This window comes from Pseudomonas marincola (assembly GCF_900116605.1).
Lineage (GTDB): Bacteria > Pseudomonadota > Gammaproteobacteria > Pseudomonadales > Pseudomonadaceae > Aquipseudomonas > Aquipseudomonas marincola.
The window spans coordinates 53,058-67,132 of sequence record NZ_FPBC01000006.1 but is presented as its reverse complement, the minus strand read 5'-3'; the positions used below and the strand labels follow the sequence as shown (position 1 = coordinate 67,132).

12 protein-coding genes are annotated in these 14,075 nt (G+C 58.4%); 4 read left to right on the top strand and 8 right to left on the bottom strand.

Annotation, left to right across the window (positions count from 1 at the left end):
* Together BM395_RS11270 and BM395_RS11265 are read right to left on the bottom strand one after the other, a co-directional pair.
* A complete protein-coding gene (locus BM395_RS11270) occupies positions 1–699 on the bottom strand; it encodes a CoA transferase subunit A (protein WP_069900331.1) in 699 nt (232 codons plus the stop codon).
* Between the two features lie 73 nt (positions 700–772).
* Positions 773–2,113, bottom strand: a complete 1,341-nt coding sequence (locus BM395_RS11265) for a short-chain fatty acid transporter (RefSeq protein WP_090511889.1) — start codon at positions 2,111–2,113, stop codon at positions 773–775.
* Positions 2,114–2,367: 254 nt separating this feature from the next.
* Here BM395_RS11265 and BM395_RS11260 point away from each other — a divergent pair, with 254 nt between their 5' ends.
* Complete coding sequence (locus tag BM395_RS11260) at positions 2,368–3,156, top strand: IclR family transcriptional regulator (RefSeq protein WP_069900333.1); 789 nt, start codon at positions 2,368–2,370, stop codon at positions 3,154–3,156.
* Here the strand turns inward: BM395_RS11260 and BM395_RS11255 are convergent.
* The 6 genes from BM395_RS11255 to BM395_RS11230 form a co-directional block, all read right to left on the bottom strand.
* On the bottom strand, positions 3,153–4,061 hold the full coding sequence (locus BM395_RS11255) for a hydroxymethylglutaryl-CoA lyase (RefSeq protein ID WP_090511886.1): 909 nt from the start codon (positions 4,059–4,061) through the stop codon (positions 3,153–3,155). The genes BM395_RS11260 and BM395_RS11255 overlap by 4 nt on opposite strands.
* A gap of 99 nt (positions 4,062–4,160) precedes the next feature.
* Positions 4,161–6,110 carry an acetyl/propionyl/methylcrotonyl-CoA carboxylase subunit alpha gene (locus BM395_RS11250; RefSeq protein ID WP_090511884.1) on the bottom strand — a complete coding sequence of 650 codons (1,950 nt, stop codon included), beginning with the start codon at positions 6,108–6,110 and terminating at the stop codon, positions 4,161–4,163.
* 2 nt (positions 6,111–6,112) lie between these two features.
* Positions 6,113–6,907: a gamma-carboxygeranoyl-CoA hydratase gene (locus BM395_RS11245; RefSeq protein WP_090511880.1), complete on the bottom strand. Its 795-nt coding sequence runs from the start codon at positions 6,905–6,907 to the stop codon at positions 6,113–6,115.
* A gap of 52 nt (positions 6,908–6,959) precedes the next feature.
* Complete coding sequence (locus BM395_RS11240; protein WP_069900337.1) at positions 6,960–8,567, bottom strand: carboxyl transferase domain-containing protein; 1,608 nt, start codon at positions 8,565–8,567, stop codon at positions 6,960–6,962.
* Between the two features lie 78 nt (positions 8,568–8,645).
* Entirely contained in the window at positions 8,646–9,809 is a 1,164-nt protein-coding gene (locus BM395_RS11235; protein WP_069900338.1) for an isovaleryl-CoA dehydrogenase, read from the bottom strand.
* A gap of 70 nt (positions 9,810–9,879) precedes the next feature.
* On the bottom strand, positions 9,880–10,275 hold the full coding sequence (locus tag BM395_RS11230) for a MerR family transcriptional regulator (protein ID WP_090511877.1): 396 nt from the start codon (positions 10,273–10,275) through the stop codon (positions 9,880–9,882).
* 175 nt (positions 10,276–10,450) lie between these two features.
* On the opposite strand from BM395_RS11230, the gene BM395_RS11225 reads away from it, so the two are divergent.
* From BM395_RS11225 to BM395_RS11215, 3 genes are all read left to right on the top strand, one after another.
* Complete coding sequence (locus BM395_RS11225) at positions 10,451–11,476, top strand: AraC family transcriptional regulator (RefSeq protein ID WP_090511875.1); 1,026 nt, start codon at positions 10,451–10,453, stop codon at positions 11,474–11,476.
* Positions 11,477–11,594: 118 nt separating this feature from the next.
* Positions 11,595–13,247 (top strand): acyl-CoA synthetase, encoded by a 1,653-nt coding sequence (locus BM395_RS11220; protein WP_090511872.1) that lies wholly within the window; start codon positions 11,595–11,597, stop codon positions 13,245–13,247.
* A 58-nt stretch (positions 13,248–13,305) separates the two neighbouring features.
* On the top strand, positions 13,306–14,073 hold the full coding sequence (locus BM395_RS11215; RefSeq protein ID WP_090511869.1) for a 3-hydroxyacyl-CoA dehydrogenase: 768 nt from the start codon (positions 13,306–13,308) through the stop codon (positions 14,071–14,073).
* Positions 14,074–14,075: the final 2 nt, after the last annotated feature.

The window sequence follows — 14,075 nt, the reverse complement described above, 5'->3', positions numbered from 1 at the left end:
TCAGGCACTCCGTACTGTGCGTTGTTCGATGCGTTTCTCCGGGCTGGCATTGAGCACCAGACGCTGGACATAAATGCCCGGTAAATGAATCTGGTCAGCATCCAACTCGCCGGTTTCGACAATTTCCTCAACTTCTACGATGCAGACTTTGCCAGCCGCAGCCGCCAGCGGATTGAAGTTGCGTGCCGTCTTGTTGAAGATCAGGTTGCCAGATTTGTCGGCTTTCCACGCTTTGACCAAGCTGACGTCTGCGCGCAGTGCGCGTTCCATGACAAACCACTCACCGTCGAATTCGCGGGTTTCCTTGCCTTCGGCGACGAGAGTGCCGTAACCGGTCTTGGTGTAAAAAGCCGGGATTCCGGCACCGCCTGCGCGTAGTTTCTCGGCGAGTGTGCCTTGCGGAGTGAACTCAAGCTCAAGCTCGCCGGCCAGAAACTGGCGTTCGAACTCTTTGTTCTCGCCCACGTAAGACGAAATCATTTTGCTGATCTGTCGTGTCTCCAGCAGTTGACCCAGACCAAAACCATCAACCCCGGCGTTGTTGCTGATCACGGTGAGGCCGTTCTTGCCGGTGTCACGCAGTGCGCCAATCAGTGCTTCCGGTATGCCGCATAAGCCAAAACCGCCGACCGCCAGGGTCATGCCATTTTCAACCAGCCCGTCGAGGGCCGCTTTGGCACTTGGGTAGATTTTATTCATCGCATCTCACTCCTTGAACGTGGCGGGCGACTGTAATCAAGTCGCCCGCCAGCGGGTGTTGGAAACGCCAGAATTAGCCGAAAATGTACAGGCAGGCCGAAATGACCACGCCCGAGTACACCAGCATCAGCAAGCAATAACCCATGATGTCACGCGCACCGAGGCCGGCAATCCCCAGCAGCGGCAAAGCCCAGAACGGCTGGATCATGTTGGTCCATGCATCACCCCAGGCAATTGCCATGGCCGTTACTGCCGGCGCTACGCCCAATGCCTGACCGGCAGGCAGCATGATCGGACCTTGAACCGCCCACTGGCCGCCACCGGACGGCACGAATACGTTCACCAGACCGGCACTGAGAAAGGCCAGAACCGGGAACGAGTCAGCAGACGACCAGGCCACGAATGTATCGGTGATTTGTTTGCCCAACGAGAATCCATCGGCGTTGGCACCGACCATCATGCCCATGATGCCGGCATAGAACGGGAACTGGATAACGATGCCACTGATACCGCCAATGCCATCCTGTACCGCGCGCATGTAACGCTCAGGTGAGCCGTGCAGGCACAAGCCGATAAACAGGAACAGGCCGATGACGATATTCAGGCTCAGGGCAAAACCATTGTTGAAGAAGTAGTAACCGAAGAACACTGCAGCCAGCGCGATGATGATCAGGTTGAGAATGCGGCTGTCATCCATACGCTGGGCCAGTGTTTCACGCGGCAGAGCATCGCTGGCTGGCTCTTGCAGCAAGCTCGGGTCGGCGACTTTGGGTTGAGCAGGGTGCATGGCACGGTTCAGCAACGGCAGGCCGATTACCAGCAGCGCGATGATCGACAGGTTCATGACGGTGAACAGCGTGTCATTGACGCCGATCGCTTCGGTCACCACGCCGCCGGTCATACGGGACAGATCCGCACCGCCCGAGGCGAGTGACAGCGGAATCGAACCGGACAGGCCGCCGTGCCAGATCAAGAAGCCTGAGTAAGCCGAGGCAACCAGCAGCGGGTAGTCGACGCCTTTGACTTCACGTGCCAGAGCGCGGGCAAAGACCGCGCCGATCACCAGGCCAAAACCCCAGTTGATCCATGAGCCGGCCAATGCCACCAGCGTCACCAATACAATCGCCTGACCTGGCGATTTGGCAACGCGGGCCAGGCCTGCAAGCGTGCGGTTGATTAGCGGAGCACTGGCGAGGGCATGACCGGTAACCAGAATCAACGCCATTTGCATGGCAAACGTGAGCAGATTCCAGAAGCCTGCGCCCCAGTGATTAGCCATCGCTGGCAGGCTCTGGCCAGTACTGATCATGCTGGCGATGAGCACAAAAAGCGTGAGCAGCATGGCGAATACAAAAGGTGAGGGCAGGTAACGCTGTACCAGTTTGACACTCAAAGACGTTATGGAAGAAAGCATGCATGTTCCTTAATTATTATTTGTTCATTAGGGAGCAAAACCCTTCAGCAGACGATGTTAACCCCCTGTGCGACACGCGTGTTTGAGCAAAAAGTATAATAGGCGTCTATTGCGTCTGCGTTATAGCGTTGACGCTGCGGTTTGTATCGCTCGCCAGTAACGGCATCACGCAGAGAATTTGCTGTTCGTTGCTCAATCAGCTGCGGTTTGATCGTAAACTGGGCGCGATGCCCTGATTGCTGATTGAGTTCTAAATGGATAAGCCGCTTGCAACCCCAAAGCCGAAACAAAAAGTGCAGTCTGCCGAAGTCGGTACCGACATCCTCAAGGCACTGGCAGATCTGAGCCCGAGCACGTCGTTATCGGCACTTGCCGAGCATGTGCAGATGCCAGCCAGCAAGGTTCATCGCTATCTGCAGGCATTGATTGCCAGCGGTTTTGCCATGCAAGATGCCGCCACCAACCATTACTCGCTCGGGCGTGAGGCGTTGTATGTCGGTCTGGCTGCATTGGGCAGCATGGATGTGGTCAAGCTTGCTGCAGCGCCCGCCAGCGAACTCCGTGATGAGTTCAATGAGACCTGTTTTCTGGCGGTTTGGGGTAATCGCGGCGCCACCGTCGTGCTGCTTGAGCAAGCGCATCGCTCGGTAACGTTGGTGACCAAGCTGGGCTCGGTATTGCCGCTGTTGTCGTCCGGCACCGGGCTGGTATTTGCTGCGCACTTGCCAGCGGCAGAGACACGCGAGTTGGCGGCGCATGAGTTGCGTTCTACAGCCAAGCATCCGCTCGCGGACAACCATGACTATCAGCAACAAATGGCGCGTATCCGCGCCACTGGCTTGTACTCGGTGCATGGCTTGTTGATGCCCGGCATCGATGCCTTGGCGGCCCCGATATTTGACGCTAGCGGGCGTATCGCTGCGGTTTTGACCATGGTCGGCTCGGCCAGCGTGTTCCACGCCGACGAAAACAGTGCGGCGGCGCAGAAGTTGCTGAGTACCGCGCAACTGATCAGCTGGCGAATGGGCTATTCGAAGCGTTAGTGGCTGGCGCCGAGTCGCGCCTTGGCGACTCGTGAACCATTGGTTTTACCCAATACGTCGCAAATGCGCTGTCCGGCCTTGATCAGCAAGTCGAGATCAATGCCGGTATCAATGCCCAGGCCGTTGAGCATATACAGCACATCTTCAGTCGCCACATTACCGGTAGCGCCTTTGGCGTAAGGGCAACCGCCAAGGCCGGCGACCGAGCTGTCGAAAACACTGATGCCTTCGAGCAGGCTTGCGTAGATATTGCTAAGTGCCTGACCGTAAGTGTCGTGGAAGTGCCCGGCCAGTTTGCTGCGCTCTATGCCCGCCGCCGCAACCACCTCGAACAGCCGTCGACTGGCGCCTGCGGTGCCGGTGCCAATGGTGTCGCCCAGCGAGATTTCATAGCAGCCCATGTCGAACAATTCCTTGCTCACCCAGGCCACTTGTTCTGCGGCAACCTCGCCTTCATAAGGGCAGCCCAACACGCATGAGACATAACCGCGAACGCGCACACCCTGAGCTTTAGCCGCGTCCATTACCGGTACAAAGCGCTCGAGGCTTTCGCGAATTGAACAGTTAATGTTCTTCTGGGAGAACGCCTCGGACGCGGCGGCGAATACGGCAACTTCCCTGACCCCAGCGGCGACGGCGGATTCAAAGCCTCGCAGATTGGGCGCAAGTGCAGCATAAACGGTGTTTTCCTGCTGCTTGATGCGCGCAAATACGGTCTCGCTGCCCGCCATTTGCGGCACCCATTTGGGCGAGACGAAACTGCCCACTTCGATATAGCTCAGGCCAGCGGCGCTGAGATCATCGACCAGACGGACTTTATCGTCGACGTCGATCGCCTGCTTCTCGTTCTGCAAACCGTCGCGAGGGCCAACCTCAACCAAACGAACATGGGCGGGCAGGGTCATGCAATTTCTCCAGATCTGGGCGATGTGCCGCCGATTCTATTATCTCAGGGCAGGGTGCATCACCCTTGAGTGATGCATCCATCAATTGCCGCTGCAGGCTTATTCCAGTTCGACCAGAACAGTGCCTTCCTTGACCATTTCACCTTCCGCGCAAAACAGAGCTTTCACCACACCGGCTTCGGCGGCGCGAATGCTGTGTTCCATCTTCATGGCTTCAAGCACTACCAGCGTGGTGCCAGCCTCGACACTTTGTCCAGGCTCGACCAGCACGCGGATAATGCTGCCGTTCATGGGCGCAGTGAAGCCGCCATGTTGATTGTGGCTGGCCTCGACAGCGGCAATCGGATCAATCTTGGTGACCCGGTGGATTTCACCCTGCCACTGCAAATAAAGCGCATCACCGCTGCGTATTGCCAGATGACTTTGGCGCACGCCGTCGCGCACAACCGTGAGGCTATCGCCTTGCAGCACGGCATCCGGTGCGCTGCTGTTGCGCAAGCGCAGCACTTGCTGCGCGTCACCACAGGCCAGATGCATGTCTATTTCGCTGGGGAAACCGGCGCGCCAGCCATTGTTGCTGGCCCAGGGCGAGTACGCGTCGTCACTGCGCTGTGTGGCTGGCTCACTCAGGGCGAAGGCCAGGCTGGCCAATTCCCAGAAGTTGGCGTCCAGCTCGGCAACTGGCGGCAGCAGTTGCGCCTGATGCCGGGGAATGAAACCGGTGTCGAGTTCGCAACTGGCGAATGCCGGATGTGCCAGCACGCGGGTAAGAAAACTCAAGTTAGTGCGCACACCCGCAACATGCGTTTGTGCCAGCATCGCCAACAGGCGCAGGCGCGCTTCTTCACGATCCGCGCCCCAGGCAATCAGCTTGCCGAGCATTGGGTCGTAGAAGGGGGAAACCTCATCACCTTGTTGCACGCCGCTGTCGACGCGGCGGCCTTCGCCGGCAGCCGGTTCGCGATAAAGCGCCAACGTACCGGTAGACGGCAAGAAGTCGTTATCGGGGTCTTCGGCGTAGAGGCGCACTTCAATCGCGTGGCCAATCAGCGGTACTTGTTCTTGCGTGATGGGTAACGCTTCACCACGCGCCACACGGATTTGCCATGCGACCAGATCAAGGCCGGTAATCGCCTCGGTAACCGGATGCTCGACCTGCAAGCGGGTGTTCATCTCCATGAAGAAGAACTCACCGCGTTCGTCCAGCAGAAACTCGACCGTGCCCGCGCCGACATAACCGATGGCCTGCGCCGCTTTCACTGCGGCTTCGCCCATGGCGCGACGCAACTCAGGGCTCAAGCCCGGCGCAGGGGCTTCTTCGACGACTTTTTGGTGACGACGTTGGATCGAGCAGTCGCGTTCATTGAGGTAAAGGCAATTGCCGTGCTGGTCGGCAAACACCTGAATCTCGACATGCCGCGGTTTCAACACATACTTTTCAATCAGCATGCGCGAATCGCCGAACGAGGATTGCGCCTCGCGCTGCGCCGAAGCTAACGCCTCAGCCAGCTCACTGGCCTGTTCGACCACCTTCATGCCTTTGCCGCCGCCGCCAGCAGTGGCCTTTAGCAGTACCGGATAACCAATACGTTCGGCGGCCTCAAGGAAGGTCGCTGCATCTTGCTCTTCGCCATGAAAGCCAGGCACCAACGGCACGCCAGCGGCTTCCATGAGCGCTTTGGCCGCCGACTTACTGCCCATCGCATCAATGGCCGAGGCGGGTGGTCCGAGGAAAATTAAACCGGCCGCTTCGATGGCGCGGGCAAACCCCGCGTTTTCTGACAAGAAACCGTAACCCGGATGAATGGCCTGCGCACCGCTTGCTTTGGCGGCTGCGATAAGCGCATCGATGCGCAAATAACTCTCTGCGGGTTTGGCGCCGCCCAGGTCCACACTGCAATCGGCTTCGCGTACATGCAGGGCGTTGTGGTCGATTGCGCTGTGAACCGCCACCGTGCGCAGACCCATGGCTTTGGCGGTACGCATAACCCGGCAAGCGATCTCGCCGCGGTTGGCCACCAACAGGGTGTCGATGTGTTGAATGCTCATGATTACTGCTCCTGCCAGGCGGGCGTGCGTTTCTCGAGGAAGGCATTAAGGCCTTCCTGACCTTCTGGGCTGACGCGAATACGCGCAATCGCATTCTCGGTATAACGGCGCAGCGCCGGGGTCAGCACGCCGCTGCCGACTTCCCGCAGCAAATCTTTGCTGGCGCGCATGGCTTGCGGGCTGTTGAGCAGCAGGTTGTTGATCCAGCCTTCAACTTGTTGATCGAGCTCTTCGGCGGGATAACACTCGGCCAGCAGGCCAATCTGTTGGGCTTTTACTCCACTGAAACGCTCGGCCGTGAGGGCAAAACGCCGGGCTGCTCGCTCGCCAATCGCCTGCACCACGAACGGGCTGATTACGGCGGGAGCCAAGCCAATGCGCACTTCCGACAAACAGAACTGCGCTGTTTCACTGCCGATGGCCATGTCGCAGCAGCTGATCAGACCCAGTGCGCCACCAAAGGCGGCGCCTTGAACCACCGCGAGCGTTGGAATCTTCAGCTGATACAGGTTGTGCATCAGCTCGGCCAGTTCGCGGGCATCATTGAGGTTGGCGTTGTAATCGAGCGCCGCCGAAGCCTGCATCCAGCTGAGGTCCGCGCCTGCCGAGAAGTGCTTGCCGCGCCCGCGTACCAGCAAAAAACGGATGCTCTTGTCGGCTTGTACTGCGTCCAGCGCCAGGATCAGCTCGCGGATCATTTCGGCGTTGAACGCGTTGTTCTTGTCCGCGCGGTTAAGCCACAAAGTGGCTACGCCACGAGGGTCAATCGCAAGTTCAAGGGTGGTGAATTGGCTCATCGGATCAGACTCTTGAATAGGGTTGCAAACGTAACGGCTGGCGGACCAGCAATTACATGCGGAATACGCCGAACGTGGTCGGTTCAATGGCAGCGTTGAGCGATGCAGACAACGCCAGGCCCAGCACTTCACGGGTTTGCGCAGGATCAATCACGCCGTCATCCCAGAGCCGTGCGCTGGAATAATACGGATGACCTTGCTCCTCGTACTGGTCGAGAATCGGCTGTTTGAGTGCGCGCTCCTGCTCGTCGGTGAAGGTTTCACCGGCACGTTGAGCCTGCTCGCGTTTAACCTGAGCGAGTACACCGGCGGCCTGTTCGGCGCCCATCACGCCAATCCGCGCATTCGGCCACATCCACAGGAAGCGCGGATCATAGGCGCGACCGCACATGCCATAGTTGCCAGCGCCGAAGCTGCCGCCAATGATCACAGTAAATTTCGGCACCTTGGCGCACGCCACGGCATTCACCAGTTTGGCGCCGTGCTTGGCGATACCGCCAGCCTCGTACTTCTGGCCGACCATGAAACCGGTGATGTTTTGCAGGAATAACAAAGGAATGCCGCGCTGGCACGCCAGCTCGATGAAGTTGGCGCCTTTTTGCGCCGATTCAGCAAAGAGAATCCCGTTATTGGCGAGGATCGCCACTGGATAGCCGTGGATATGCGCGAAGCCGCACACCAGCGTACTGCCGAACAGCGCCTTGTATTCATCAAACTCTGAACCGTCGCTGATGCGCGCAATCACTTCGCGCACATCAAACGGTTGCTTGGCATCGGCTGGAATCACGCCATACAGCTCATCAGCGGCGTACAGCGGCTTGATTGGCTGACGCGTATTGATAACGCCTTGCTTGCGCCAGTTGAGGTTGGCGATGGTACGACGAGCGAGGGCGAGGGCGTGGGCATCGTCTTCGGCATAGTGGTCGGCCACACCAGATGTCTTGCAATGCACATCGGCGCCGCCAAGGTCTTCAGCGCTGACCACTTCACCGGTAGCCGCTTTAACCAGTGGCGGGCCTGCGAGGAAGATAGTCGCCTGATTGCGCACCATGATGGTTTCGTCGCTCATCGCCGGCACATAAGCGCCGCCTGCTGTACACGAGCCCATCACCACGGCGATCTGCGGAATGCCCACGGCGCTCATGTTGGCTTGATTGAAAAAGATCCGACCGAAATGTTCGCGGTCCGGGAATACTTCATCCTGACGGGGTAGGTTGGCGCCGCCGGAGTCGACCAGATAAATACACGGCAGGCGGTTCTCGCGAGCGATGGCCTGGGCGCGTAAGTGCTTCTTCACGGTGAGCGGGTAATAGCTGCCACCTTTTACCGTGGCATCGTTGGCCACAATCATGCACTCGACACCTTCAACGCGGCCGATGCCGGCGATCACGCCAGCAGCGGGAACGTCTTCGGCGTAAACCTGATACGCCGCCAGCTGGCTGATTTCGAGAAACGGCGAGCCGAGATCGAGCAGGCGGTTGATCCGCTCGCGAGGCAGCAATTTGCCGCGTGAGGTGTGGCGCTCTTGCGCTTTGGCGCCGCCGCCCTGATGAATGCTGGCGAGCAGGCGTTTGAGGTTCTCGACTTGCTCGGTCATTGCCGCGCTATTGCTGGCAAATTCCGGTGAGCGGGTATTGATCTGGGTGTGCAGGATGGCCATCTGGCGCACTCCGTGAAGTCTGGCGTGAACATGTCGCAGGTAAAGCGCCCAGAAAACACAGGGCGCAAGTACGTGCGCTTACTTGGTCTCGTTGAACAACTCGCGACCGATCAGCATGCGGCGGATTTCACTGGTGCCCGCGCCGATCTCGTAAAGCTTGGCGTCACGCAGCAGGCGGCCTGCCGGGAACTCGTTGATGTAACCGTTGCCGCCGAGGATCTGAATAGTATCCAGGGCCATTTGGGTGGCACGCTCGGCGCTGTAGAGAATTACCCCGGCTGCGTCTTTACGGGTGGTCTCGCCACGGTCGCAAGCCTGTGCAACCGCGTAAAGATAGGCGCGGCTGGCATTGAGTTGGGTGTACATGTCTGCCACTTTGCCCTGGATCAGCTGGAACTCGCCGATGCTCTGGCCAAACTGCTTGCGGTCATGGATGTAGGGAACAATCACATCCATGCACGCTTGCATGATGCCGACCGGGCCGCCCGCTAGCACCACGCGCTCATAATCGAGCCCGCTCATGAGCACTTTTACGCCGCCGTTTACCGCACCCAGCACGTTCTCGGCCGGAACTTCGACGTCATCAAAGAACAGCTCGCAAGTGTTGGAGCCGCGCATGCCAAGCTTGTCGAACTTGTTGCCGCGGCTAAAGCCTTTCCAGTCACGCTCAACAATAAACGCGGTAATGCCGTGCGGGCCTTTTTCCAGATCGGTCTTGGCGTAGATCACGTAGGTGTTGGCATCCGGCCCATTGGTGATCCAGGTCTTGCTGCCGTTCAACACGAAGTGATCGCCGCGACGATCGGCGCGCAGCTTCATCGAGACCACGTCGGAACCGGCATTCGGCTCACTCATGGCCAGTGCGCCGATGTGCTCGCCCGAGATCAACTTCGGCAGGTACTTGGCTTTCTGCTCGGCGGTGCCGTTGCGGTTGATCTGGTTAACGCACAGGTTGGAGTGGGCGCCATAAGACAAACCGACCGATGCCGAGCCCCGGCTGATCTCTTCGATGGCGATTACGTGGGCCAGATAACCCAGCCCAGCGCCGCCGTATTCTTCGCTGACGGTGATGCCCAGCAGGCCCATGTCTCCGAATTTTTTCCACATGTCGGCAGGGAACAGGTTTTCGCTGTCGATGGCGGCGGCGCGTGGTGCCAACTCAGCGGCGACAAATGCGCGGGTCTGATCACGTAACATGTCGAGGGTTTCGCCGAGGGCAAAGTTCAGGGACGGATAGCTCATGGGATCACCTTGTTTTTGTCTGTTGTGGAGGCAACGCGAGGGCAGCCTCTATTAACAATCTTGTTTAAGTTTAAGGATTAACAGTCTGTTTCTTATCAAGTTCTGCCATCGCGAGCTGGCAGCGCTCTTCGGCCATGTCGAGTTCTAGCTGCATCTGCTGGATATCCAGCAACTGTTGCTCGAGCTGTGCACGGCGTTCGGCAATCTTGCTCATGAATGTTTGCAGTTGTTTGCGATTGCCCTGACCGGGATCGTAAAGCTCGATCAGCTCTTTGCACTCGGCCAGTGAAAAACCAATGCGCTTGCCGCGCAAAATCAGCTTGAGCGTGACCTTGTCCTTGCTGCTGTAAATACGCTCCTGGCCCCGACGCTCCGGGCTGAGCATCGACTGCTCTTCGTAGAAACGAATGGCGCGGGTGGTGATGTCCAGTTCGCGGGCCAGCTCGGAAATAGAGTAAGTCGGCATTGATGCAGCCCTCGTGTTTACCTTTACGTTAACGTAAAGGTGCGTCTGAATCCTGTCAAGCGCAAGCAGGCGAATTATTCAGTGAATTGATTACGACCATGGCAGGGGCAATCAACGCCTGTGTTCGTGCTAATAATAGGCATATGACCAACCGCCCAGGGACCGGCTCCACGCCATGAGTATCAGCAAAGGCACTATCTCCATTCGCCTGGTAAATGAGGCGCTGTACGAATGGCAAACCGCAGGCCATCCGGTCCCGGCGCTGCTCGAGCGGGCGGGGATTGCCAGTGAATTGCTGGATAAACCTTTTAGCAGGGTCACGGCGAAGCAATACGCGCAATTGTGGCTGGCGCTGGCGCAGGAGATGGATGACGAATTCTTTGGCATGAACCCGCGGCGCATGAAGGTTGGCAGCTTTGCTTTTCTGGCGCGCACAGCAGTTAAAGAACCCACCCTTGAAGGTGCGCTCAGGGAAATTGTGCGGTTCTTGCGTCTGGTGATGGATGACTTCAAGGTTGAGACCCAAATCAGCGGCGGCATGCTTGAGTTGAGTGTTGCCACGGCAGGTGACCCCCCGCGCCGGGCGTTTACCTACTTCACGCTATGGATGATCGTGCACGGTTTGATGTGTTGGCTGGTGGGCCGGCGCATCGCAATTATTGCGATTGACCTGCAGTGTGCCAAACCCGATTACATCGAAGATTATCGGGTGATGTTCAGCGACAACCTGCGTTTCAACCAGCCTCGTTCGCGCTTGCTGCTGAACACCGATTGCCTTGATTTTGCCATCCGCCGTACGCCCGAGGAATTGAGCGAGTTTTTGCACACATCGCCGCAGGGGATTCTGGTGCGCTACCGCGATTCCCAGAGCTACGCCGCACGGATCAAAGCATACTTGCGCGGGCAGAAGCCCGATCGCTGGCCCGATATTGAAGCGGTGGCTGCGCATTTCTTCATCTCGCCAGCCACTTTGCGGCGCAAGCTCGCGCACGAAGGGCAATCGTTCCAGAGCCTTAAAGATCATGTGCGCCGCGATCTGGCCATAAGCCGCCTGAATAAGGGTGAACAGAATTACGCCGAGTTGGCTTACGCGCTGGGTTATGCCGACAGCAGCGCATTCTACAAGGCCTTCAAGAAATGGACCGGCACCACGCCCGGCCAGTATTGCGCGATGGTTTTTGGCAGCGGTGAACACGGCTAAGACCGCTGAGCTGATTGTCCAATCTGCTCAGCGAGATTGATCCCGCAGGACATTGCCCAAAGCCACGGCGAGCGCGACTATCGAGTCACTCCAACAACAATCATTCAGGAGTTGCCCGATGGTCGATTACTTTGCTGCTGCTAAAAGTTTTGATTTTCGCCGCGCCGCCGAACAGTCGCTGGCCGGTACGCCAGACAGCCTAAATGCCTGCATTGAATGCTGCGATCGCCACGCATTGCCGGGTCGGATTGCGCTGTTCTGGGAAGGCCGCGATGGCAGCAGTGCCAGCTACACCTTCGATTACCTGCAGGAGCAGGCTGCCCGGTTTGCCAATTTCCTGCACAACCAGGGTGTGAAGGCCGGAGATTGCGTCTCGGGTATGTTGCCGCGCAATGTCGAGTTGCTTATCACCATTCTTGGCACCTGGCGCTTGGGAGCGGTTTATCAGCCCCTGTTCACTGCATTCGGGCCCAAGGCTATCGAGCATCGGGTTAATACCGCCGGCTCCAAATTTATCGTTACCGATGCCGCCAATCGCAGCAAACTCGATGAGGTCGAGTCGGCTGCACAGTGCATCACAGTATCCGGCCCCAAAGGTGTGGGCATTGCACGGGGCGACTTCAGTTTCTGGGCTGAGCTTGAGCGCCAGCCCGATACATTCGCGCCCGTTATGCGCACCGCTGAAGACCCGTTCCTGATGATGTTTACCTCGGGCACCACCGGCCTTGCCAAGCCCGTGCCGGTGCCGCTCAAAGCGATACTCGCGTTTACACATTACATGCGCGACGCCGTGGGTTTGCGCGCCGAAGACGCATTCTGGAACGTTGCCGATCCGGGTTGGGCTTATGGCCTTTACTATGCCGTTACCGGGCCGTTGGCGATGGGCCATCCGACCTTGTTCTACGAAGGCGCATTCACCGTCGAGAGCACGTGTCGGGTCATCCGCAAATACCGCATTACCAATCTGGCCGGCTCGCCAACTGCCTACCGCTTGTTGCTGGCTGCCAAGGCCGAGGTCGAACCGCTGCTCAAAGGCCGTTTGCGTGCGGTGAGCAGCGCGGGCGAACCGCTGACGCCGGAAGTGATCCGCTGGTTTGCCGAGGGTTTGCAAACCACAATCCATGATCACTACGGGCAGACCGAGCTGGGCATGGTGCTGTGCAATCACCACGGTTATGAGCATCCGGTACGCATTGGCGCCGCCGGTTACGCAGTGCCGGGCCATCGCGTGGTCGTCGTGGATGAGGCATGCAACGAGTTACCGGTTGGTCAGCCCGGCAATCTGGCGGTGGACATGAGTCAGTCGCCGCTGTTCTGGTTCCCCGGCTATCAAGGCATGAACACCAAGGCATTTGCCGGCAAATACTACTTAAGTGGCGACACCGTCGAGCTTAATGACGATGGCAGCATCAGTTTTGTGGGGCGCGCCGATGATGTGATCACCACGTCGGGTTATCGCGTGGGGCCGTTTGATGTCGAGAGCGCGCTGATCGAGCACCCGGCCGTTATCGAAGCGGCGGTAATCGGCAAGCCCGATCCTGAGCGTACCGAAGTGGTTAAGGCCTTTGTCGTGCTGCATGCGCAATACCGGGCGGATGTCGCGTTGGGTGAAGAGTTGCAGCAGTACGTGCGTAAACGCCTGTCTGCCCATGCTTACCCGCGTGAAATTGAATTTGTCAGTGAATTGCCAAAAACCCCCAGCGGCAAGATTCAACGGTTCTTGCTGCGCAATCAGGAAATCGCCAAAGCGCAGACGGCGCTGTCGGCATAAGGCATCGATTACGGGCGGCAATGGCCGCTCGTTTCCCAGTTAAAGCAGGAAATAGGTTATGCAGATTAGCCAGCAGGTTTTTGTTGTTACCGGCGCATGTTCCGGGTTGGGTCTGGCCACCAGTCGCGCCCTGGTTGCGCGTGGCGCCAAGGTATTAATGGCCGACATCAATGCCGACGCCGGTGCTGCGCTGGCCCAGGAGTTGGGCGACGCGGTGCGTTTCGTGGCGGTGGATATTACCGATGAGGCGCAAGCGGCGGATGCCATCAGTGCAGCGCTGCAGGCCTTCGGTAAGGTGAACGGGCTGATTAACTGCGCCGGCGTTGCCCCTGCCGAAAAACTGCTGGGGCGCAAAGGCGTGCATGCGCTTGAGAGCTTCAAGCGGGTGATGGATATCAACGTCAATGGTACGTTCAACATGTTGCGACTCGCTGCCGAAGCCATCGCCACTGGCCAGCCCGACGCTGGCGGTGAGCGTGGCGTGATTATCAATACTGCCTCGGTCGCGGCCTTCGACGGGCAAATTGGCCAAGCTGCGTATGCTGCTTCGAAGAGCGCAGTGGTTGGGCTGACCTTGCCCTTGGCCCGCGAACTGGCACGTTCGGGCATCCGCGTTATGTGCATTGCTCCCGGCATTTTCGAGACGCCGATGATGGCCGGCATGCCGCAAGAGGTGCGCGATTCTCTGGCGGCCAATGTGCCGTTCCCGCCGCGCTTGGGCAAACCAGATGAATACGCCGCGCTGGCCCTGCACATTATTGAAAACAGCATGCTCAATGGTGAAGTGATTCGCCTCGATGGCGCGCTGCGCATGGCCGCAAAATAAGG